The sequence below is a fragment of the Paenibacillus sp. FSL K6-3182 genome (assembly GCF_037976325.1).
Taxonomy (GTDB): Bacteria; Bacillota; Bacilli; order Paenibacillales; family Paenibacillaceae; genus Pristimantibacillus.
In genome coordinates, this window is sequence record NZ_CP150265.1 from 7,485,261 (window position 1) to 7,508,171 (window position 22,911).

Below are 22,911 nucleotides of genomic sequence, written 5' to 3' on the forward strand. Positions count from 1 at the left end.
AGGCGAGGGTGAGTCTTCCCCTCGCCTGTTCACTTTGCAGCCATCTCTCTCATTGGAGGCCAATGAGCAACTAAACATGGAGCTTCATGATGATATTGACAGATTTAGATTTAGAGTAAAATTCTGTGTTCTAATATATTTTTCAAACTGATATGAGACTTTGAAGTTCCTAGCTTTATAAGGGAATCTTGAAATTCAGCAAGTTCCTCAATCGATGCTGTTTGTACCTTATGTAGATGAAATGTTTCAAAAAGCCCTTGCTCATGGAGCAATCTCTTTTATAGAACCGGATTATCTGTCACTTGGAGATTGCGGTTGGCTGGATGCCCTTAGAGGAAAAGCATGCAACGAACGTCAATTATATCTAAGTACTGTTCGCTGTATCACTCATTTTTTTTGAAAAAAGGCATCCAATGGGTGCCTTTTTTATCATTCTAGATCCCAACCCGGCAGCCGTGTATCCATGCACTCATAATTCTTCAGGACTGCTCCCTGTTCGCAATCTGCTCTTGGGCGAGACGGATCATTTCCCGAACCATGGAACCGCCAATTTTGCCACCGACATGGCCCACTGATTCCGTAGTCAAATGACCATTGTTTCCTGGATGCAAAGGCACTCCAAGCTCCTTCGCCACTTCGTATTTTACGTCGTCCGGTTGATTCGGATTCACGGCATAGCCTTCGCGTTTCATTACATCTGCTTTGAAAGCTTGCATCCCCTGTTCAACCCCAGGCACCGCATATTTTCTCCTTCTTCTTGCCATCATACAACACTCCCCTCGATATTTTCTCTCTAACTTGCCCGTAAGCACAAAAATTCATCCCTCTTCCGCATCAGCACGAGAAATGCAGGACCATCAAACAGTTGATAAACTGTTGAAATTTATACGCACGACCGCAGTGGAAAATATCTTGGAGAATCTTTGTTTTCCTCTATACTCGACTTCTATTGGCCACCTACCATGAAACATAGAAATTCGACCTACTTAGAGCACAGCTCAGCTTAACGGATCAATCGTCGAAAATCATAAAAGGAGCAGCCGCAGCATGCTCCTTTGTTAGTGTTCTAATGAATTCTTACTTCATTTTGCAAGAGCTTTATGCAGCTCGTCAATGTTACCATGCCAGAGTCGGTCATCCTCCTTACATAAAAATCGCCGTCCGATTCCCATCAGAGAACGTGAACGGCAACAATTTTGGAGTCATCACGTAAGTGGCAGTCCTTTAATAGACCAATTCCGCCAGCAGCTTCCCAAGTTTATCAAGCAACTGCTCATTAGCTTCTATGCAGATCGGCTTAGATTTTTCAAACTCTTCTTTATCCTTGAAACGTTGACGGAAGGTGACTCTGGTGCTGCCTTGAATGCTCTCGAAGGTAGCGGTTATCCGAAATTCGTGACCGGACACATGATCGAGCACAATTCGCTCTGACGATACGATTTCAACAAAGACGTTATGGTTAGGATAATCTACTCCATCCGGTCCATGCATAATGAACCGCCATGTGCCTCCCGGCCTGATATCACACACCTGATTCGTATTCGTGAAGCCTTGCGGTCCCCACCACTGAGCTATCAAATCGGGGGTTGTCCAAGCTCGAAACACGAGCTCCTGCGGGACATTGTATTCGCGAGTAGTCATAAGTTCATTTTTAACTTTTGTCATGTTCCTACTCCCCGTCTACTGTTTTTCCAAGTGCGTCCAACATGATGTTTGTACCATGCTCCCGTATTTCTAGCGTATCGTGTCCGTCAAAGAACGCACCTTGCTCCGTGAAAATCAGCTTTGTACCGTCCTCCACTTTAATAAGCTCTATCGTTGTAATCGAGACGGAGATGCGTGTGCTTCCCGAATCCAGCGTGTACGTGTAAACAATGCGCTGCTCTGGAACAAGCTCCTGATAGTAGGCGTCAAAGGTAAAAACTGGCCCTTCCGGCGGCCCGCCGCTGCTGTACTCCCGCCCGCCGACCTGAAAATCGAAGATCTCTGGCTTCGAAAACCATTTCGCTTTGGCAATTGGATCGGCCCATGCGTGATAAACCCTCTCCAGCGAAGCTGCATAAGTCCGCTCGACGACAAAAGTTCCATGTTTGACAAATCGTTCGTTCATTGATTTTCCTCCTTATGTTTTGGACTTCCGCTCTCCTCGATAAGAAAGTCCCCTAATAGGTTCAAATGTCGCTCCCAACTCGTTTGCCGTTCAATGACCGGTTTCTCGAATTCCATTTTCATCGCTTGCAGAAGGCTTGTGAAATCTTCAACTGTTAATTCCGCTTGACCTTGCATTAGCTTGGATACATGTCTGAGCTGCTCCAATAGTTTTTGCTGTCGTTTGATCTGTTCTTTGATTTGATTGATCTGCAGGTTGACGATCTCAAGCGGACTGATCTGCCCGCCGCTTAAGGCCAGCTTAATCTCCTCGAGAGATAACCCCAGCTCCTTAAGCGATAATATCTGGTGCAAGCGTGATAAGTTCGATTCACTATATAGCCGGTGACCCGATTCCGTCTGGTCAGATGGCGATAACAAACCGATTTGATCATAAAAGCGCAGCGTTCTTACGGTCAGCCCCGTCAGGTTGGCGAGGTCCCCGACCTTCCAATGTTTCTTCATTAACCATCTCCGATCTCTGACGCTAGCTATATACCGGTAGCTCTATTGTAAAACATTACGTTACGTAAGGTGCAAGTGAAATTGTATCTCTCTCCCATTTTTTTTGCGTCGCTAATTTTGAACACAGGTTATTTTGTCTAATGGCGCAAACTCCGCCGCGGCGCTATTTTATGCAATTGTAATAAAAAAATACGCTTGGGGTTCCAAGCGCATTTTTGAGTTTTTTTAATTTTCTCCCTGCTTTAGACGAATATCGCCGCCGCTCGTTTCGCTCGATTTACCGCTGACTTTCCTGTTGGTTCAGCAAATAAAACAGATAATCGGTCGGGAACCCCGCATATCCTTGCTGCCTCAGCATCGCGGTCACATTGCCCCTATGATACGTCCCGTGGTTGACCACATGCTGCAGAATCTCAGAGAACCGCGTATTGAGACTACCGTACTTCGGATGCTCGATCGTCATCTCCTTGTCCGGGTCGGGCGTTCGCTGCAGCAAATCTCGGTACTGTTCGGCGACGCCGGCGAACAGCTGCCGTGTCTCGTCCACTGTTTTGCCTTGCGCTTGCTCCGCCCAGACCGACATCCTCGGAAAAATGTTTTCATTCGGAACTCCCGCGAGCACGCACAGATAAAGCTGTTCGAACAAGTACATATGCCCGAACGTTTGTGACACGGACGGGAAAACGCTCGTTACTTCCGCATGGAACACATCCTTCGGAAGCTGCTCTAGATGTCCGAATAAACGCTCGTTCGCCCAAACGTGATAATCATACAATTGATGCGTTTGTTTAAGCATGGGTGAATCCACCATCCTTTATTCATCGTCGTTCGGCTGCTGCAGCCTTTCCATTATCATACACCGGGCTTGCTGACAACTGTTGTCAGTGAAGTACAATCGGAATCGTCTGCATAATGTTTTGCAATTCCTATCGCTAATTCCTGAATGCGATATTTCAGATCCAGCGGCTCACGAATGCGAATGGCTGTGCCGAACGTCATCAGATACATTGGAAGGTACTTGTTCATTGTTGGGGTATCGAGCAGGAATTGCGCCTCCCGGTCGGTCCGTTCCGTCAAATAGTGGCGCATATGCCAGTGGCCGCAAACTGCGTTCAACGTGACCGGGTCCCCCTCGATGCGAATGACCGTCAACGGTCCGTCCGCTTCTCGTTCCCGCTTGGACTGGTCATGGAAATAGGCGGACGCTGAGAAGTGCTCCGGCTTTTCGAACCGCATATCGGTCGGCTCCAGCCGTGCGATACGATCCACGCGGAACGTCCGAACCGCTTGCGACCGATGACAGAACGCGACAGCGTACCATTCGTTTCGGACATAAGCCAGCCCGTAGGGATCGATGTTACGTTCGTCGGCCTGTTCCGCATTCGGTTTGCGGTAGGTGATGCGCATTGTTTGTCCGTCATCCGCCGCCTGCTCCAGGTCTCGCAACAACGGAACGACGGAAGGTGGACGCGACGGAGCAATCACATCCATGCCGCTCGTCTGACGGGTTAGATCGTGAAGCTGATCTTCGTGCAGCCCGTTCTCCACCTTCTTCAACGCGCTTTCCAGCTGTTCTGTATACGGATAGCCAGCGCCTTGCGTAAATTTAAACGCGTCTACAAGCGCCTTCAGCTCTAAGGGATTGAAGAACAATGGTGTCTCCTTGAAGCTTTCCATAATGCGAATGCCGCCGTCATGGCCCGATTCCGCGACGACCGGCACCCCGCTGGCGCATAGTGCGTCGATATACCGGTACACGGTGCGGACGCTGATCTCCAAACTGTCTGCAATCTGCGCGGCGGTGAGCTTCCTTCCGGATCGCAGCATCCACAGCATAGACAGCATGTTATCCCATTTTGCCATAGTGGCCGCCTCTTTTCCTCGGGTAATTGAACTTCATTTCACCGTCATTTATGATACGGTTCTCTGCGCTGTCTGTAACGGCAAGTTTTATTAAAAAAACGGGCGCCAAATCCGGCGCGCCCGTTAATTTATATTAGTATTCGACTCTCAAGATTCCATGTCCTGGAGTCTATTGAATGTTGAAGCTGGCAATAATTTTGTCGTATTCCTTCAAATCTTTATCTTGATACCGGGTCTTATCGACAAAAAACATCAGTGTTGCGAAATTAGAATCTTTTTGGATGAAGACCAGTTTGCCGACCGTGTCACTTGTCTCGTAATCGATCACCTGGGCTTCTGCTCCGGCGATCTTTGTGTTCGTTTGCTTGTTTACTTTGACGTATTTGAACGCATTCTTTAATGCCTGCTTGATATACTCGTCCAAGCCTAAGCCTTTCTCTGACTCCAATTGGAAGTCGACTCCCATATAATAGTTGCTGTACAGCTTCCGATTATCAGTCATTACAGAGGGTCTCCAATTGCCATTAATGACAATCTGAAAGAAGTTCGCGGTGTCATGATCAGACAAATTCACATACATAGGACCGCCGATGATTAATTTATTTGTCTTGTTGTCGAAAACGAGCTTCGAAGTTAGACCGAAGTAATCAGAAACACTCTTAGCTGGCAAATATAAGCTTCCATTGTACTGTAATGCTTTGATACCATCGATTTCCTGACCGTTTAACTCCACTTTGATCGAAGGATGAAAGAGCGCCTTTACTTCCTTCCAAGCAGATCCTGCCCAGGCTCCAGTTGCGTTGCCAAGCAAGAACATTGCTGCAATAATCCCCACCCAATATTTCTTCTTCATTTACCTTCCCCCTACTATTCAACAATAGCCTAATTCTACCATATCTTTTCAAAAAAGGGCGTTTTAAGAGGATGTTGCACCTATCAAAATGGATGAAATTCTAAATAATTGATCTCAGCTTCGCCCATCTACATCATGACTTCTTTGTAAAACTAAATATTTCGTTCCTCATACTCAAAGGGTTCTTCGCAAGAGTACATTTCATGAAAAAACCCTTTGTACGGGATATCGTCTTCCAAACATTTTATAAGATACGACAGCTCCTCATCACACTTTGGTTCCTCACCGTTGTTCTGCATGACCTCGAATGCATCAATAATATTTTCCAAGAGATTTACTTTGATAAATAAAGGCACCTTATCCAACGCCGAATCTTCGAGCTTGGTCTCGGATCTGTATCCCGCGAGGACTGTTTCAAAATAATCATCCATAAACTTTTTACGTTTACCGGCGTCTGGCTCAAATTGTATCCAGCCCACTCCGCTTGTCCAAAGGCCTGCCAAGTCAAACATATACCAACCGAAACATGAATTATCGAAATCATATACGGTTATTTGTCCGGTATCAAAATCGATTGAATAATTCCCATCGTTGTAATCAAAATGGAGCATTCCGAAAGTATCCTGGTTGTTGTCCAATCCTTTTAAGGCATTAAGGAGCTCTACCAGCTTCTCTTTAAGCAGAGGTAAGGAGTCTGGTATTAGCTTATTAATATATTCAGCATTGTATTTGTCAAAAAAACTATGCCGACGATGAACAGGCATATACCCTTTCGATATTTGGTGCAGTTTCCCCAGGACTTTGCCGCAATTGTAATAATATTCGGTAATTGGAGCTCCTTCTCGGTACTGATAATTATTTTCTACAAGCATTTTTCCCTTAGCCTTTTCAAACAGACAGACAAAAAAGGTGTGGTTATTATGTGTAATCTCCTCCAGCAGATTCCCATTACGGGAGCTGATTACATTTGAGACACTTCCCCCATGCTCGAATAAATATCTAACATACTCAACTTCTCCCAGAAAATCTTCCCGGCTTCTGTCAGGTAAAAAAGCGATTCTAAGTATTTTTGCGTCGGCGCCCTCTTTCACACAGGTATATAAGACATTCCTTCCTCCATCATGTGCCGGAATCAGCTGAATTTCATAGCCCTCTAATCCGAATAGCTCCGATACTACTGTAAGCAAATAGGCATCGCCGAATGAAACAACCTCGTTATAATTCATACAAGTTCCTTTCCGCACAAACATTTATTTTTTTCTTACCCTATAAAAAGAACGTACCATAATAGCGGCACGCTCAATGGACTTTTTTGATCATTTTACTCTAATGGGCGCAAACCATTCCATCTGACAGTACTCGCCATCGTATGCATCGGTGTCGATTTTTTCTACGAAAAATTCGCGATCCAGAAGCTCATATTTCCCTTCGTTCTCCTTTGCAAGCCTATCGATAGCATGATATAGCGCCTCTGCGCGCAGTTCACTAATCTCCTCATAATGATGGTTCCCTATATAACGAAAGCCGACGCATAAGGAAGCAGGGACGGTGTCACCTGAAAAGCCGTTAGGAATATCGTTCAGATTCTGCACGCGTATAGACGGTAGATAGTGCGTCCAACTAAGTGATGGATCAAGTGCCTTTGTTAGACCATAATAAATATTGGGTTCTACTGGACTTGGCACTTTATGCCGATTGTTCCACCAAAACTGCTTAGCAGCCTCGGGCGCTTTTGTCGGCGCTTCAGCAATTTCAATTCGATACATTTGCCCAATTAAATGAAACGATGGCATCATGACCATATTCGGCCCGTATACCAAGTTTCCGCAAACATTGTTTTTCGGAAATAGATGAAGAGGAGCTGTTATATGAATGTTTCTTCCGGAATGTCTGCATTCGCCAGGCGTAAGCCCATATTCGCGTTTAAACGCGCGTATGTAGGTTTGCTCATGTTCATAACCGCATTCGATTGCAATGTCGAGAATTCGTTTCTCGGTAAGCATCAAATTCTCCAAGCTGGCGGCAAGCTTTCGAGATCGGATATAGCTTTGTAACGGCACGCCGAAAGCGAACTTGAATAGTCGACGTAAATGAACAATGGAAATCGGGAGATCGACCAGATATTCTGCCTCCCTAGTACCAGAAACATTTTCTTCTATTCGTGATAGAAGCTCAGACAAAAGCTTGTATAATTCCATGCAACACTCCTAGGATGTTATTGTTCCTTATCGTAAAAAAAATAGAAAACTTTGCCCCGAACGTATATTTTCAGTACCCATTTCTACTACGTCCTATATATCAAATTACATAAGGGCTATTAGTAAAATTATACCATGATATGGAAAACGTTGTCGTTTTCTGCATATAAAAAAGCCCTTAAGTTAATTAAGGGCTAGACATTCTTATTACGATTCGAGCTTACAGGCCTCAAGCCCCATACAATCCGAATTTTCGCTGTTGCTTATTTAATATTCTTTTTTAATTACAAAAAACGAACCTCGGATTGTTCCAGCTAGTTTAGACTTCTGCCTCGCAAACTTAAACTTTCCTTCTAACTCCTTTGGTACTTCCATCCCCTCAGAGAGCTTAAAGCCAACGGCCCGCTTCTTAGCGTCATCGACCGTATACATGACATTGATACCAAGACCGTCTTCATAAAAGACGTAAGCAAATTTAATATTCTCCACTTGAAAACGCGACGTTTCTAAAGGCTTGGCCGCAAACGCAATATCACGCTCTTTCAAAACTTGGTTCACATAATCAAGTGTATCCTGACTTTCGCTAGCTGGCACAACCGTAAATTCATGTTTGTATTTATTCATAAAGTAACGGGCTTCATTAGCGCGCAAACCAGCAAGCGCTTCTGCTACAGGTGAAGACTCTAAACCAACCGTAGACACATTTTTAAAATCAACGATATAAGACATGTCCATCTCTCCTTTTATAACATTATTTCCAACAAAACTTGTCATTATTTATAATATCATTCCTTATCCCCACCATTCTACTAAGCAAAGCGGAGAAAACAGAAATGATATGCGGTACGGGTTCAAAAGCCTTCTTTACCTGCTCCGGTTCATAAATATGGACGAATCGTCACTTATGCTGATCACTAATTTGACTTAGAATTACCGTATAAGATTGAAAAAGGCTGTGATTATAATGTTAATCAAAAGAGACAAATGGTTGCAATATCGCATCTTTCGCAGCAGGTCCTCTCTCGCCGGACGGTTGCCAAAAACACAGTTACTTAAGAAGAACACCTTATCGAAAATGCTGCTTCAATATCAAAGCGTCGTACTGAAACCTCGCAACGGGAGTTACGGAAGGGATATCGTGTTCATCAAACGGAACGGTACGAATGCCTATCGTATTCATAACGAACAGAATGCAGTTACCATGAGAGACACTGATAAAATACTCAAATGGCTCCGTAAAAAAAATAGTGCTCATGGCTATATTGTCCAAAGACGTCTGCAGCTTGCTCAAATTGGGCACAAGCCCTTCGACATTCGCATAATGGCTCAGCGGAAAAAAGGCTCTTCATCCCCCTGGAACGTGACAGGCTCATACGCAAAAGTAGCGGCGCAAGGATATCTAGTCACAAATGTAACTAGCCGCACCATTCCAGTGCTTGAGGCGCTAAAATTAGCCCGAATCGGAGATCGAAGCTTGCTTGTCAAAGCGGAACGGATCGCACTATTGGCTGCCAAAAGACTTGGAGAGCGTTACCCCAAGCTTAGACAAGTCGGGTTCGATATAGGCATCGACAGAAAGCATCGAATTTGGATCATTGAAGGCAATTATCAACCGGACTTGCGCCCTTTTCGGCTCTTGAAAGATTCCTCGATGCAGCGCAGAATATCATGGTATAAGAAACATTAGAGCGAAAAAAAGACGACCAGCCTTTTATCCTTGGCTTGTCGTCTTTTCATTTTTATAGCCTATTCTTGATCATGCCCCGTTTGGGATTTTACTTGCGTCTACTTGTACTTACAACACGCGTCACTTGGAACTTATTTACCCCTACCTGTATAATGGCAAACTTGCTGAAAGAAGTGCCGGAAGAAGTATACGGTTCGGCCTCAATATTTCCACTCGGTGTTCTAACAGTTGCGGTGATTCTAGTCACCAAGCAAACTCCACGGCTAGAAGCTGTCCAAGTCTCATCACGCTGAACCGCATAATTGTCGTCACTACAAAAGATGGATGCATATTCAACTTTTCCAAACGCATTAAACGATGTGGAGTTAAATATCTGAACAGGGTCGTAACCCGTAGGTCTTCTATTTCCCATCTCCAAAACCTCCTTGATATTGGTATCGTTCATTAAATGCAATTTAATAGTTTTTGGTAAGGTATAAATGTGGACAAGGAAAAAAAGCACGTTTGTCCAATGGTCGCGGAGATACGTCAGCATATGATGATGCACCTCAAACAAAAAAAAGAACCACCCTCGTTGTTAAACAGGTGGTTCGAGAACTATAGGTTTAATACAGCGAGCGCTATTACTATGCTTCTTATGGCTACTCTGTGACAAATAGCTATAACTCTCCCTCAAGAAACTTGATGAGGTACATTTCAGGCTGCGCGAGGAACTCTGTAAAGCTGCACAAATCCGCATACTCCTGGTGCTCCACGTCATAACAGCCTACCAAGCCTTTTTTCTTCGGATTCCATACTAGCTGCAGATCAGAGTAATTGTCGATATCGGCTGACAGACGCAACAGCTTTTGCCTGCCAACTCTCATCTCAATCGTATCAGTTAATGTAAAAAAATCGATATACCCGATTTTATATTCATTTTGTGCTAGCTCAAGGCGCAGCTTGTCTCCAGTAAGAAAGCTGAGCAGCTCATCGGTCAGTTTATATTTTTTTAGCTCAAACTTTTTATTTTCCATATTATGAAGCTCTGCCGGCTCCAGCGATTTCAAATAGTCAGCCAAGATTGTATTCTTATTGCTGACCGCAATCGTATACGGGCGCTCGCCGTCCTTTTCCGCAAAAGTCACGTCCGCACCGCGTTCAATTAAAAATTTGACCATGGCCAGATTACCCAAACGCGCGGCAACGGTCAACGGAGTCGCTTGATAAGGATAGACCATATCCGGTTTATTATAGTTGATGTCCACCCCATGATCGAGCAAATAGGTGAGAGTCTTATAGTCATGATCCGATACAGCTTGACGCAATACAGCACCGCCATGCAACTTTATATCTAATCCCAGCTCATGTATGAGAGGGATATTGCTTTTGTTGCCATAGTAGGCCTGTGAATATGCGCCAGACCCGATTTGATTGAGTTTGTCCAGCTTGGCTCCTTGCGCTGCAATGTAGCGAATGATATCTTCCTTGCAATAGCGAACTGCTCGCAAAAAGGCCGGATTATGATTGACATTCAGGTTGACGCCATGCGCTACCAGCAGCTTTACAACATCCATTTGCTGCAATATAAGCGCCAGATCAAGCGGAATTAACGTGGTATGCTTGCTAAGTATGATGCCAGCTTCAATATCCCAGCCTGCTGTAATTGCAGCTTGCAAAGCAGGAATATTTCCTTTGTAAATGTGCATCGCGATTTCCGGCAGATCCTCGAACTTCCCAATATCTTTTAGATTTATCATTTACTAATCGCTCCTACACCTAGTTCAACTGTTATTTTCTGAAATTGCTTCGCACCCTTTTGACAAGAGCCACTGCTTCATAACGGCAAACGCCTGTTGTACATCCTGTTCATAGAAAACAGCCACCTCTTGTTGGTAGGCATAATTCAATCGTACATAGCCACCTAGTTGCCGGTAGAACAGGAAGCATGCATATGGGGTCTCAATGGACAAATCCGGTGGAAAATCTGCTTGGCACATTCCGGCCAGATCGGGCAACGAAAGTCGGTTCTGCCCTTGTGGCAAACGTAAAAAGAGATGGCTCCGAGTGCCCGTCCACGGTTCATAATAGACAGCCTCCTCTTGACTAATTCCATACACCTGACGATATATTTCGTCCAGCACCAAGGCGTACATCCCTTCGTCTTCCTGCTCCCGTTCCTGCAGTGAAATCGCCTTAACGTGCTCCGCATGCCGAGGCAGCCAGAGAAGTAAAGCCGTCTGGGGATGCACGGCCAGAAAATCACCGTCCACTGTTGTGCCTATAACGGTACACTCACCGATCTGTTGCTCAGTAATGGGGCTGTCTTCGTCATGCTCCCATAACCCGTACTCAGCAAAGGGCTTAAGCACCTCCGTATCCGGCAGTTGGACATTCAACCACCCTCTGTAAGTCCCTTCGCCGAATCGCCGCAAAAACCGGAGGTAGCCCGGTGGATAAACAGCGCTGTCTTCCTTTGCAAGTGCTTGGTTTTGACCATCTGACAGCGGTTTTGGCCGAGATACAATGTACATAAATACTCCCCCCTATTTGGACTATTAAGTCTGCCGCTGTTGGCAGTCGGATTTACTTCATGGAAAATTCTTTTCAAAATTCATATGTCCCAAATTGTTTTCTGAGAGATTCTTCGTGCGGTATCCACTCCGAATCACTCCATAAAGACATTTTCACGAGTTCTGACAGCTTATCTACAGCTTGTACTGGACTCGTAATGCTAATGAAGTCGTCAAAAACCTCATTACGGATATCCAACGCTTTCCGCAGGTAGTCATCATTAATACGCTCTTCTTTGAGTTGTTCATATTCATCCCTCATCCACTGTTCACAAAAAATTTTTTCGGCCCTAATATCTCCATTCTCGAAAAACGACAAGTCAAATAATTCCTCATTCATATATCCGGCGGTCATCACCGGCTCTTCGATAAGCCGGGACAACGTTTTGCCAACCTCCTTCACCGTACCCCATACAAAATAATCGTGCAGCACGCTGATCCAGTTTTCGTTGCTTTTGCTTATGTACATGACGACTTTGATCTCTTGAGTCTCATTATTTGGCTCGCCTAATACTGTGGCATGCCCTTCACTTAGCTCTCTTAATGCATCGACAGTCTTTTCAAGGTTTTTCGACTTAATATGCAAATTCGCAAATGATCTTCCCACGAGATCGCCTCCTCTAATCGCTTTCTTACTCAGCCTGATTCTTGTTTATATCCAATAGATTGGTTCTATATATGTATCTTATTTCCATTATAGTGATCGCTTGTCCTGAGTCTACCTACTTTTCACCTGAATTTTGGAATAAAGTTTGCAATGCTAGAGATATAGCCTTGATCTCTCCAACTTTCCAAAACAAAGTTTTTCGCCGTCATATATGGCATGGTTCTCCGCTTTGTCTGTAAAGGCCAGCTTTTGAACAAAGACCATCCCGATAAAAGGATGGTCTTTGGAATCTCTAATTTATTTTAATTGCCTCAATATTAAGTTCGATTATCACTTCATTTCCGACAATAATTCCACCCGTTTCAAGAGGCGAGTTGAATTTCAAACCAAATTCATTACGATCAATACTCGCTGTTGAATGAAAGCCTACACGTTCACGGCCGCGAGGGTCTTTGTTTAGTCCTTCAAAAACGGAATGAAAAGTGACAGGTTTAGTTACTCCATGCAGAGTTAGATTGCCCGTAAGTTCATACTGCCGTTCGCCAGCAAATACGCAGTTGGTGCTTTGAAACACAATAGTTGGATACTTGTCAGCATGAAGAAAGTCGTCGCTTCTCAAATGCTCATCTCGTTGTGCTTGACGAGTTGTGATACTATTTGCTTCTATGGAAGCCTGAATACCCATGGTTGTTAACTCGTTGGGATCAAAACTTATAATCGCTTCGAAACGCTCAAATACTCCTTTAATTTTATTAATCATTAAATGCGTCACCGAAAACTCGACGGAGCTGTGGTCCGGATCTACTTCCCATTTGATATTACTCATGAATAAATTCCACCTCTATAATAAGATTATGAGAAAGGTCACCCTATCTCCAAAACACTGCGCTATTCGCATATACCTAATATACAAAAACGCTACTGACAACGTAATGTCAGTAGCGTTTTAGCATTTTTTTGGTTCGCAGATGTCGATTATCTGTAGTGTGATACTCCCTAATTTAAAATGGGCAGGCGGTTCCAGATCAAGTTTATTTAAGCTCCTGTAAGAGACTCTGTCCAAACTGCGGCATTTTCACATTAAAGTTATCTGCAACCGTTGCCCCAATATCCGAAAATGTCTTACTTACAGGTAGCTCACTTTGCTCAGTGAAACTCTTGTTGTAGATGAGTAAAGGTACATTTTCACGGGTATGATCTGTACCCGCATGAATGGGATCATTGCCATGATCTGCTGTAATCATGAGAAGATCATCTTCGCTCAGCTCAGCAAGAACTTCATTTAATCGATCATCAAATTGTTCTAGCGCTTTCCCATAACCGATCGGGTCTCTACGATGTCCATAGAGTGCATCAAAGTCAACAAGATTCAAAAAACTAAGTCCTGTAAAATCAATATGAATGGTCTCCATGAGTTTATCCATGCCATCCATGTTTGATACTGTGCGCAAAGACTTGGTGACACCTTCACCATCATATATATCTGAGATTTTGCCAATCGCTAATACATCGAACCCAGCATCCTTGAGCTCATTCATCACGGTTCTTCCATAAGGCTTCAAGGCATAATCATGACGGTTCGATGTTCTCTTGAATTTTCCAGACTCTCCGAGGAATGGCCTGGCGATCACTCTGCCTAACATGTATTCCTCACGTAGCGTAATCTCTCTGGCTATCTCACAGATTTGATAAAGCTCTTCCACAGGGACAACCTCTTCATGAGCCGCAATCTGAATCACTGAATCTGCTGAAGTATAGACAATGAGTGCACCAGTGTTCATATGCTCTTGCCCAAGTTCATCCAGAATAGCTGTACCACTAGCTGGTTTATTGCCAATAACCTTTCGTCCCGTTTTTTGCTCTAATTCGTTAATTAATTCATTTGGAAATCCTTCAGGGAACACTTTAAAAGGAACATCGATTTTTATGCCCATAATCTCCCAGTGACCAGTCATTGTATCCTTCCCGTTCGAAGCCTCCTGCATTTTGGTGAAATAAGCTAAAGGCTGCTCTACTTTGGGTACTCCGGGTATTTGTTCAATATGGCTTAACCCTAACTTAGATAAAACAGGAACATGCAGCCCATTCATTCTTTCTGCAATATGCCGTAATGTATGTGATCCTGTATCCCCAAACTTTTCAGCATCCGGAGCTTCACCGATGCCTACAGAATCCATAACGATGACGAAAATCCGCTTAAACCGAGGTGTTTGTTTCATGTTAATGCTCCTTCTATTTTAGCTGTACTCAACTAAAATATGATTCCGATAACGATGGCTGATAAAACGCTTACAAGTGTCGCGCCATATAACAACTTTAATCCAAATCGAGCAACCACATTCCCTTGTTTTTCATTCAAGCCTTTTACGGCACCCACGATTGTACCAATGGACCCAAAGTTAGCAAATGAGATTAGAAATACAGAGACGATGGCTGTCGTACGATCACTAAAGCCGTCTTGAATTTTTACAAAATCAAGCATAGCCACAAATTCATTCGCCACTAATTTGGTCGCCATGATACTGCCTGCACTAACAGCCTCAGACCATGGCACACCCATAACAAAGGCAACCGGTGCAAAGACATAACCTAATGCTTCTTGGAACGAGATACCGAATATGCCAGCGAAAACGCCGTTAATTAAAGCAATTAACCCAACGAAACCAACCAACATAACCCCAACCACGACGGCTACCTTAAAGCCATCCATAATATACTCGCCCAGCATTTCGAAAAACGTTTGTTTTTCTTGTTCCTGAACTTCAACAATATCCTCTTCAGGTTTAACCTCATATGGGTTGATGATGGATGCAATAATAAAGCCGCCAAATAGGTTTAGTATTAATGCAGCTACAACATATCTAGGCTCCAGCATCGTCATATAGGAACCAACGATTGACATGGATACCGTCGACATTGCTGATGCACATAATGTGTACAGACGCTGCTTAGACAATAATCCGAGTTGATTTTTCACCGAAATAAACACTTCATTTTGTCCGACAATGGCAGCCGCAACCGCATTATAGGATTCCAATTTCCCCATACCATTTATTTTACTTAGGACCAGACCAATATACTTTATAATAAATGGCAGTATTTTATAATGTTGCAGAATCCCGATAATTGCTGACATAAATACGATAGGCATCAATACAAAGAGGAAAAATGTGTGTGCTCCTTCGTTTGCCATTCCACCAAAAATAAAGTTAATCCCTTCATTTGCATATCCCAGTAATTTATCAAAACTATTGGCAAAGCCCTTAATTAATAATTCCCCTATACTCGTTTTTAGTAGAAGTATTCCTAAAACAATCTGAACCACAATCATGACAATAATTGGTCGATATTTAATCTTTTTCTTATCATTACTTGCAAGCCATGCCAGTATTAGAACAAGAATTAGACCAGCAACAGAGATGAGATAATGCATCTTTACCCCTCCAAATTTTTGTTTATTGTCTTACCTTACTCCGCTGTTTTTCCCTCCACATGCATCCCTGTTCCAAAATAATCGCCAACAGGCTTCCGCATATTAACCCGTTATTTAAAATGGCGATCACGATCGGAGATAAATGGATTGTGGCTGATGAAGGGATAAACATTAAACCCACACCCACTAGCAGGGAAACTCCACTAACAATAAAAGGTCGCTCTTCATGAATGACCTTTCGCAATTCCCTCAACGATATTCCAACCATCTTCACAAAAATAACGAATGTAACAGCATAACCAATCGGAGCTGGAATGCCGGATATGACATTCATAATTGGCGGAAACAAGGATAAAATTATCACTAAGCTGCACCCTATTAAAAACGATCTGCGCTCTTTCACACCTGTCTGCTGAACATATCCCGCCGCTCCCGAAATAGGCACCGAGCCAATCGCCCCTAAAGAGCCGCCAATAAAATGTGTAATTCCGGATATAATTCCAGCACGCCAATAACGGCGATGATCCGTGGATTGCTTTTGCTCTATCACGGTTTCCATCAACCGGATGGATGCAATCGCATTGGTTATTAACAGCAGTGTTAATAACAACGCTGTAGTAATGGTCCCACCGTCAAATCGCGGCCGTCCAAATGGAAACATTTCGGGTAGATTAACTAGGTTTTCTGCTTGTGAAAAAACCGGTGTGTTACCAAAAACTATAAATAATAGCCAACCTAACAATATACTAATGATCACCGAAAATTGTCGAAGTAACGCGATGCGACAGCTCCCTAACCAAAAGGTAATGCAAACCACAATCACACTAAGCAAAAACACTTTAACATCTAACGTCGTATGGCTAGATGTAATTCCCATCATCCCTTTCATAAAAGAACCGCTTAATTGAAAGATCAATAACAGTAAATATATAAAAGTGATGGTTGGTGTAAATAATCGGGCTATTTTATCCATTAGCTTAAAGGCTGAAATGAGGATAAATAAGACACCGCTAATGATCATTCCTCCACTTAAAGCTTGCAGAGCATCAATGTTAGAAGAATATAATACCCCCACTAAACTCGCGTAAATGGTAAAAATGCTCCACCATAACCCTGCCGGACCTTCATGAATAGGAAGTTTATGACCAATCAGGCCTTGTAAAAAGCCCGCTATCCCCAAAGTAATAATGGTACTCTGGATGAGTCCAGCAGTCTCAATGGGTGTTAAGTTATATAAATCTGCGATAGCAATTGGTGCAGCAATTGCGCCTGCGATCATAAAAATCATCCACTGCAATCCGGACAGAATTACTCTCATTTCTTTCTCACTCTCTTTTCCTAACCCTTAAACCTATAAACTAGTGTCATCAATGATTGTATTAAGAGCTATTTCTACCATTTCATAAAAGGACTGTTCACTTTCTTGATGAGTTAAGTGCTCCTGCGTTAATAATTGACTGCCCACGGTCAAAATGGACAGTGCTTTTACCCCATATTTAGAAGCCAAAGTATAGAGCGATGTGCTTTCCATTTCTACTGCTAATACGCCAAAGTCCATAAATTTGTGAAGTCGATCCAACGTTTCACGATAAAATTCATCCGAATTATAAATGTTGCCAACAAAGACTTTCGCTTGCTTACCTTGTGTGTGTTGATATGCTTTCATTAACAATGAGAAATCTGCCGTAGGCGCATAGTTGCAGCCATGGAAAATTTTCTCCGTCAGATTGCTGTCTGAAGACACGGCTTGGGCCAATACAATATCACGGATATTTACATCTTCTTGCATCGCGCCACATGTGCCAATGCGAATCAATTTCTTCACTTCGTAATCGATGATCAGTTCCGTTGCATATATGCTCATCGATGGGTTACCCATCCCTGTCCCCTGAACCGACACCGGCACACCTTTGTATAACCCAGTGTATCCATACATACCTCTTACTTCGTTATAGCAATAGGCTTCCTCTAAAAAATTCTCTGCTACAAATTTTGCACGCAAAGGATCTCCTGGAAGCAAAACACGTTCTGCTATTTCTCCTTTTTTTGCACCTAAATGCCTGCTCATATGGTTTCCTCCAATAATCTGAATACTGCACTCAGATTTTCCGAAATCGCTTCCATTTACCGACGGGAAAATAGATGCTTTAGTATTCTCCAAACGAATTTCCTTAAGGAAGGTCAGTATTAATCGTTTAGAACCTGCTTTGAGCATAAGGTTTTTTATCATCGCAAACTAGACCAAAATCTTACGTAGGGTACGGAAAATAATTGGTCAAATTATAAAAGTAATTCTTTACGAATATTGTCCAGATCTCTTTTTGATGGAATCGTAGAGATAGTAACAACAGGTACTGTCTTTAATGAAACAGGGAAATTACTAATGACAAAATCAATTTGATGCTGCTGCACCATTTCGTCGGTTAGTCCTTTCATAATGGAAGTATTAACGATCAACTGATCCCCAATTTCCTTTTTAATCAAATCCGCTATGTAATGACGAATTGAGAATTCTTCACCGATCACTAAGAAGGCCTTTTTTCTTTTATAACGTAAGCTTGAACGAACAATTAAGGTTAGTTTTGTTAAATGGAAATCATTATACAAGACAGAAGGATAAGCTTCATTCCACGTTTTCATGCAGTCTTGCAATTGTTGATATATCTGCTGGCACTCTTTTTGAACATATGTCGATAAATTGCTTTTTGAAATCATCATCCATTCAGGAATGGCATTATCCATCAGAAGCTTATCAATGAAGTCATATACCTCCAATGTAAATCGTTCTTCCATATCCATATTCGGATATACCTTTGCCAGTAATGTAAAAAGCAGATTACCCATTTGATACTCTTCTTTATCCTTGTATAATTCGAATTCTTTTATCGGTGTCATTTCTGATCCTTCGTAATAATGGTATTGGCTGAGTCTCACTCGTGATTGCATAAAGGATATTTCACTTTCAGGAAATTCTATAGAAAGCTGTTCTTCTAGACTCTTCGCAAGAGCTTTCACCGGCAAATAAAACATCCCTTTTTCCCAGGGATATCTGACCTCGTCGACTTTTACACATTTCCCTCTCGTCACTCTATCTACTACAATCGCCAGCAAAAAGGATAATTTCCTTTTTGAATTGATAAAATAAACTATATTTTTCTCATTCTCTATATTTGTGATTAACTCATTAATATAAGCAAAGTCAATATTCTCAAAGGGCCATCCAGTAAAGTCATAGGCATCACAATATAACTTCCAATAAAAATATCGTATATTCATTTCATTCCCTTTGATCTTAGGGCTGGAATAAGTAATGTGCAGCTTATACGGTTTCAGATCATTATTATTTAAATTTACAATCAACTTCTTCAAAGACGAGGTGCTCATAAACATTTCACCAGCAAGCTCCTCCACTGAGAATCGTCCGTCAGTGGTAAACAATAGATTCATCAGCCGATAAAAGGTGGTTTGCCTGAGCATAAAAGAAACCACCTCACTAATTGTCTTTCCTCGTCCATCACGTCGAAGAAATACTCCCTTTCCTCTAGTCACCTCAATGGTGATATCGGGTGGCAGCTGCTTGCTTATCTCTTCAACCATCTTACGTATGGTTTTATCTGAGATTCCTAAACTCTTCTCAACTTCGGCTAAGGTAAACCACCTTTGTTCCGTATCAAGCAGTGTTAATAGTTGGCTAGCTAATTTATATTCCTTATCCATTTTCCCACCCTATTTCAATTTAATTTGAATGTTATAGGATAAACAAGGACAATTCCTCTTGCCCTTTTTGTCGTTCTTTTTCTGTAATTCCAACAAGCCCCTCTAACGAAAAATCGATTCTCCCATAAGGAAGAATCGGCTTTTTGATCTGTTTGAACATTATCTATGTTAAGTCTCACCCTAACATAATTGTGTTATTCAGTATCGAATAAGAATTTTGTTCAAAAAAATTCACCATATTTATGATATGGTTCAGCTTAACGGGTCTAACGGCGAAAAATGTTAAATCAGCTACCACGGCATGTCCTTTGTTGATGTTCTTATGGGTTTTTAATTTCATGATCTGCACGACAGGCTGACAATTCGGTGCCGACACACTCGAAAAGTCAGCCTTTTTATTGATCTACCGTGTTGAATTAACTGGCACGTTATCATAACCCCCAAATCGCATCTCGTCAAGAGATAATGTGAGAATGAGCGACATAGCGGGGATCCCCCCTTATGCTTTCTAAATAGGAATGAATTTCCGAGTATGCAGGGCGATATCGCTTTTTCCAATTCATCTGCTGTCACGTAAAATATTCTTCAGATCGATGTGGAATAAGGAAAGGAGATCTGCATGAACAGCGTGGACAAAATCAGATTTTTGCTCTTTTACGGCGAAGCGCCCGAGGCAACTTGTTACGGGTATATGGAGCTGAATCGGGATGGTAATATAATCGCGCTTTACAATAGTTGTGGCGAGGAAATCGACATGTTTGGCGGACATGAATTTGTCAGGGTACGGGCGCTTGGCAAATTCGATGATGAAGACCGCGATAATTTTTACTCCTTATTAGAAAGTGATGGTGTAGGATAACCTGCACGACAGTCAGATGAAGATCTGGTGTCAAGTCACTACGTGGAACGCAATGAATATTCTCTGGAGGTAGAAGATGAACAAACGGGTTCAAGAGGCAAGGGGAATGAAGAGAGGGCCGATGTTAGCCGCGTTACTCATAGGTGCATTTGTTGCGTTTCTTAGCGAAAATTTACTTGTTAATGCATTTCCTGGATTAATACAGGAATTCAACGTTGCTGCTTCGACCATTCAATGGTTATCTACGGCTTACATGCTCGCGATCGGCGTACTGGTGCCGGTGACCGCATTGCTGCAGCAATGGTTCACGACTCGCCAGATGTTTATGTCTGCGATGGCCTTATTTTTAGCCGGTACCTGCTTGTGTGCAGTATCCCCTGGATTCGAAATCTTGCTGATGGGCAGGGTTGTTCAGGCTTGCGGGACAGGATTATTGATACCGTTGATGATGAATACGATTCTCGCCCTTTATCCTCTAGAGCGCCGGGGTGCGGCCATGGGACTCATGGGGCTGGTCATTATGGTCGCCCCTGTCATCGGGCCAGCTTTGTCAGGTCTGGTCATCGATACCTTACACTGGCGATGGCTATTCTATATGGTGATTCCTGTCGCATTGTTTTCGATTATTTATGCGTTCATGTACTTAAAGAATGTGACAGAACTAACCAAGCCAAGAGTCGATCTTTTATCCATTGCGATGTCAACCATCGGTTTCGGTAGCGTCATCTACGGCGTCAGCCGGGTAAATGTCTGGACTGAGCCTGAGGGTTACATTTTGATTGCCATAGGCAGCCTCTTCTTGCTCTTGCTTGTATGGCGGCAGTTCAAGATCAAAGAGCCTTTGATTGATCTTTCCGTATTCCGGCATCCCACTTTTTCTTTGGTTGCGGCATTGGTAATCATCCTGATGATGGTTCTATTCGCCACCACGACATTGCTGCCGATCTATATGCAGGATGTGATGCAGTTGACAGCATTCGCGACAGGTTTACTTCTGATGCCAGGCTGCATTTTAAACGCAATGATGATGCCTGTGACGGGAAAATTATTCGATAAATTCGGGCCGAGATTCGTCATAATGCCCGGACTGGTCATGATCGCCCTATCGCTGTGGCTGTTTGCCGGTATCGATAGCGATACAACCCGAGTCTCCGTTCTGTTCAATCATGTCCTCTTATTCTTAGGCATATCGTTTGTCGTCATGCCGGCTCAGACAACGGGATTGAATCAACTTCCGCGTCATCTAGTAGCCCATGGCACAGCCATATACAATACGCTCCAACAGATTGCCGGGGGAATGGGCATCGCTTTGTTCGTTGGCGTCATGTCATCCGGAGCCAATCGTTATCTTCATCATTCGCTCGATCCCACTTCAATGCATGAGAAATCACAGAGTATCCTTACCGGTCTACAAACGGTTTTTTGGATTGAATTTATTCTTTCCATACTTGTTTTGGTGCTGGGTTGGTTTATAAAAAAGCCGATTACCAACCTTTAAATACCCGATTCAATGTACATCATTATCTAGCCAACGTAACATGCACAGAAGGCCACCGAAGTAATCGGTGGCCTGTTGTCGATGATTCAACTATCGTTCCTCGTTAGAATTCCTGTGGAACGTAAAATTTGGAGTTTGAATAAAAAAGAGCGCCTCTGTACGATGTGAGTACGAAACGGGTCTACAGCCCTTAAAATCCCACATCAGGAGGTCACTCTACTATGAAGTTTAAAGCTCAAGATAAGCAAAATCAACTCATTGAAAACATGACCGTTAATCACCTTGTTGTCGGTGTAGATACCGCTCAAGAAAACCACGTTGCTAGAGCTGTTAATTTTCGCGGAATTACTTTAGATAATCCATTGAAATTTTTCCTGACTCCCAAAAACCGGTGCCCTTATTTATGATACGGTTCCCCCCGATTTATCTTCACTCCGCGATAAATCTGCTCAATCAGCACCAGACGCATCAGCTGGTGCGGCAAGGTCATGCGCCCAAAGCTCAGCTTCTGCTGGGCGCGCTTCATCACAGCGGGAGACAATCCCGTACTCCCGCCAATAACAAAAGCCACGTGGCTGCGCCCATACGTGGCTAATTTATCGAGCTGGCCCGCGAGATCCTCGCTTGACCAGAGCTCGCCATCCAGCGCGAGCGCGACAACATGCGCATCAGGCTTCAGCTGCGCTAGAAGCCTCTCGCCCTCTCGCTCGCGCACAATCGCTTCCTCCGCCGCACTCATCGTCTCCGGCGCCTTCTCATCGGGCACTTCCGTGAGCGTGAGCTTCACGTAAGGCCCTAACCGCTTGGCATATTCCGCTATGCCAAGCACTAAGTACTTTTCCTTCAGCTTACCAACAGCAGCTATCTGTATATGCAATCCTTACACTTCCCTTTATCATCTCGGATCTATTATTTCAGTCCGCAGCGCTTTCGTCCTTTAAATCCTCTATATCTCGGATATTCCCTTCAGTCCGATATGCTCTCCGAACAAGAGAGCCTTTATTCCTCAATATTCGAGTCTTTCTTCATAC

General features: G+C 43.3%; 25 protein-coding genes and 1 pseudogene. 5 read left to right on the forward strand and 21 right to left on the reverse strand.

Features of this window, described 5'->3' with window-relative positions; genetic code table 11:
* Window positions 1–479 precede the first annotated feature (479 nt).
* Window positions 480–764 (reverse strand): alpha/beta-type small acid-soluble spore protein, encoded by a 285-nt coding sequence (locus MHH56_RS32750; RefSeq protein ID WP_339209789.1) that lies wholly within the window; start codon window positions 762–764, stop codon window positions 480–482.
* 305 nt (window positions 765–1,069) lie between these two features.
* Here MHH56_RS32750 and MHH56_RS32755 point away from each other — a divergent pair, with 305 nt between their 5' ends.
* Complete coding sequence (locus tag MHH56_RS32755) at window positions 1,070–1,213, forward strand: hypothetical protein (RefSeq protein ID WP_339205741.1); 144 nt, start codon at window positions 1,070–1,072, stop codon at window positions 1,211–1,213.
* Window positions 1,214–1,224: 11 nt separating this feature from the next.
* Here MHH56_RS32755 and MHH56_RS32760 read toward each other — a convergent pair whose 3' ends face one another.
* From MHH56_RS32760 to MHH56_RS32800, 9 genes are all read right to left on the reverse strand, one after another.
* A complete protein-coding gene (locus MHH56_RS32760; protein ID WP_339205742.1) occupies window positions 1,225–1,665 on the reverse strand; it encodes an SRPBCC family protein in 441 nt (146 codons plus the stop codon).
* 4 nt (window positions 1,666–1,669) lie between these two features.
* The gene (locus MHH56_RS32765) at window positions 1,670–2,110 is read right to left on the reverse strand and encodes an SRPBCC family protein (RefSeq protein WP_339205743.1); all 441 of its coding nucleotides are present in this window, start codon (window positions 2,108–2,110) and stop codon (window positions 1,670–1,672) included.
* Window positions 2,107–2,613: a MerR family transcriptional regulator gene (locus MHH56_RS32770; protein WP_339205744.1), complete on the reverse strand. Its 507-nt coding sequence runs from the start codon at window positions 2,611–2,613 to the stop codon at window positions 2,107–2,109. The genes MHH56_RS32765 and MHH56_RS32770 overlap by 4 nt, the downstream gene beginning before the upstream one ends.
* A gap of 277 nt (window positions 2,614–2,890) precedes the next feature.
* Window positions 2,891–3,409: a DinB family protein gene (locus MHH56_RS32775; protein ID WP_339205745.1), complete on the reverse strand. Its 519-nt coding sequence runs from the start codon at window positions 3,407–3,409 to the stop codon at window positions 2,891–2,893.
* A gap of 56 nt (window positions 3,410–3,465) precedes the next feature.
* Window positions 3,466–4,476 carry a YafY family protein gene (locus MHH56_RS32780; RefSeq protein ID WP_339205747.1) on the reverse strand — a complete coding sequence of 337 codons (1,011 nt, stop codon included), beginning with the start codon at window positions 4,474–4,476 and terminating at the stop codon, window positions 3,466–3,468.
* A gap of 169 nt (window positions 4,477–4,645) precedes the next feature.
* On the reverse strand, window positions 4,646–5,329 hold the full coding sequence (locus MHH56_RS32785; RefSeq protein WP_339205749.1) for a hypothetical protein: 684 nt from the start codon (window positions 5,327–5,329) through the stop codon (window positions 4,646–4,648).
* 152 nt (window positions 5,330–5,481) lie between these two features.
* Window positions 5,482–6,555 carry a phosphotransferase gene (locus tag MHH56_RS32790; protein ID WP_339205751.1) on the reverse strand — a complete coding sequence of 358 codons (1,074 nt, stop codon included), beginning with the start codon at window positions 6,553–6,555 and terminating at the stop codon, window positions 5,482–5,484.
* A gap of 90 nt (window positions 6,556–6,645) precedes the next feature.
* A complete protein-coding gene (locus MHH56_RS32795) occupies window positions 6,646–7,527 on the reverse strand; it encodes a helix-turn-helix transcriptional regulator (RefSeq protein ID WP_339205752.1) in 882 nt (293 codons plus the stop codon).
* A gap of 267 nt (window positions 7,528–7,794) precedes the next feature.
* Entirely contained in the window at window positions 7,795–8,256 is a 462-nt protein-coding gene (locus MHH56_RS32800) for a phage tail protein (RefSeq protein ID WP_339205753.1), read from the reverse strand.
* Window positions 8,257–8,491: 235 nt separating this feature from the next.
* Between MHH56_RS32800 and MHH56_RS32805 the strand changes: the two genes are divergently transcribed.
* Window positions 8,492–9,214, forward strand: a complete 723-nt coding sequence (locus MHH56_RS32805) for a YheC/YheD family protein (RefSeq protein ID WP_339205755.1) — start codon at window positions 8,492–8,494, stop codon at window positions 9,212–9,214.
* Window positions 9,215–9,302: 88 nt separating this feature from the next.
* Here MHH56_RS32805 and MHH56_RS32810 read toward each other — a convergent pair whose 3' ends face one another.
* The 10 genes from MHH56_RS32810 to MHH56_RS32855 form a co-directional block, all read right to left on the reverse strand.
* Window positions 9,303–9,626 (reverse strand): hypothetical protein, encoded by a 324-nt coding sequence (locus MHH56_RS32810; RefSeq protein ID WP_076266536.1) that lies wholly within the window; start codon window positions 9,624–9,626, stop codon window positions 9,303–9,305.
* A 247-nt stretch (window positions 9,627–9,873) separates the two neighbouring features.
* The gene (locus MHH56_RS32815) at window positions 9,874–10,953 is read right to left on the reverse strand and encodes an ankyrin repeat domain-containing protein (RefSeq protein WP_339205757.1); all 1,080 of its coding nucleotides are present in this window, start codon (window positions 10,951–10,953) and stop codon (window positions 9,874–9,876) included.
* A gap of 24 nt (window positions 10,954–10,977) precedes the next feature.
* Window positions 10,978–11,727 (reverse strand): hypothetical protein, encoded by a 750-nt coding sequence (locus MHH56_RS32820; RefSeq protein ID WP_339205758.1) that lies wholly within the window; start codon window positions 11,725–11,727, stop codon window positions 10,978–10,980.
* A 73-nt stretch (window positions 11,728–11,800) separates the two neighbouring features.
* Entirely contained in the window at window positions 11,801–12,373 is a 573-nt protein-coding gene (locus MHH56_RS32825; protein WP_339205759.1) for a hypothetical protein, read from the reverse strand.
* Between the two features lie 292 nt (window positions 12,374–12,665).
* Entirely contained in the window at window positions 12,666–13,199 is a 534-nt protein-coding gene (locus MHH56_RS32830; RefSeq protein ID WP_339205760.1) for a YceI family protein, read from the reverse strand.
* Between the two features lie 205 nt (window positions 13,200–13,404).
* The gene (gene deoB, locus MHH56_RS32835) at window positions 13,405–14,592 is read right to left on the reverse strand and encodes a phosphopentomutase (RefSeq protein ID WP_339205762.1); all 1,188 of its coding nucleotides are present in this window, start codon (window positions 14,590–14,592) and stop codon (window positions 13,405–13,407) included.
* 32 nt (window positions 14,593–14,624) lie between these two features.
* Window positions 14,625–15,806, reverse strand: coding sequence for a nucleoside transporter C-terminal domain-containing protein (locus MHH56_RS32840; RefSeq protein WP_339205764.1), 1,182 nt, complete (start codon window positions 15,804–15,806; stop codon window positions 14,625–14,627).
* 22 nt (window positions 15,807–15,828) lie between these two features.
* Window positions 15,829–17,124 carry a purine/pyrimidine permease gene (locus tag MHH56_RS32845; protein ID WP_339205766.1) on the reverse strand — a complete coding sequence of 432 codons (1,296 nt, stop codon included), beginning with the start codon at window positions 17,122–17,124 and terminating at the stop codon, window positions 15,829–15,831.
* A 33-nt stretch (window positions 17,125–17,157) separates the two neighbouring features.
* Window positions 17,158–17,874 carry a purine-nucleoside phosphorylase gene (deoD, locus tag MHH56_RS32850; protein ID WP_339209790.1) on the reverse strand — a complete coding sequence of 239 codons (717 nt, stop codon included), beginning with the start codon at window positions 17,872–17,874 and terminating at the stop codon, window positions 17,158–17,160.
* A 212-nt stretch (window positions 17,875–18,086) separates the two neighbouring features.
* The gene (locus MHH56_RS32855; RefSeq protein WP_339205767.1) at window positions 18,087–19,523 is read right to left on the reverse strand and encodes a helix-turn-helix domain-containing protein; all 1,437 of its coding nucleotides are present in this window, start codon (window positions 19,521–19,523) and stop codon (window positions 18,087–18,089) included.
* 619 nt (window positions 19,524–20,142) lie between these two features.
* Between MHH56_RS32855 and MHH56_RS32860 the strand changes: the two genes are divergently transcribed.
* The 3 genes and pseudogenes from MHH56_RS32860 to MHH56_RS32870 form a co-directional block, all read left to right on the forward strand.
* Window positions 20,143–20,382 (forward strand): hypothetical protein, encoded by a 240-nt coding sequence (locus MHH56_RS32860; RefSeq protein ID WP_339205769.1) that lies wholly within the window; start codon window positions 20,143–20,145, stop codon window positions 20,380–20,382.
* Window positions 20,383–20,458: 76 nt separating this feature from the next.
* The gene (locus MHH56_RS32865) at window positions 20,459–21,880 is read left to right on the forward strand and encodes an MDR family MFS transporter (RefSeq protein WP_339205771.1); all 1,422 of its coding nucleotides are present in this window, start codon (window positions 20,459–20,461) and stop codon (window positions 21,878–21,880) included.
* Between the two features lie 221 nt (window positions 21,881–22,101).
* Window positions 22,102–22,251, forward strand: a pseudogene (locus MHH56_RS32870) (IS110 family transposase); the annotation flags it as partial.
* A 26-nt stretch (window positions 22,252–22,277) separates the two neighbouring features.
* Here the strand turns inward: MHH56_RS32870 and rlmH are convergent.
* On the reverse strand, window positions 22,278–22,757 hold the full coding sequence (gene rlmH / locus MHH56_RS32875) for a 23S rRNA (pseudouridine(1915)-N(3))-methyltransferase RlmH (protein WP_339205773.1): 480 nt from the start codon (window positions 22,755–22,757) through the stop codon (window positions 22,278–22,280).
* Window positions 22,758–22,911: the final 154 nt, after the last annotated feature.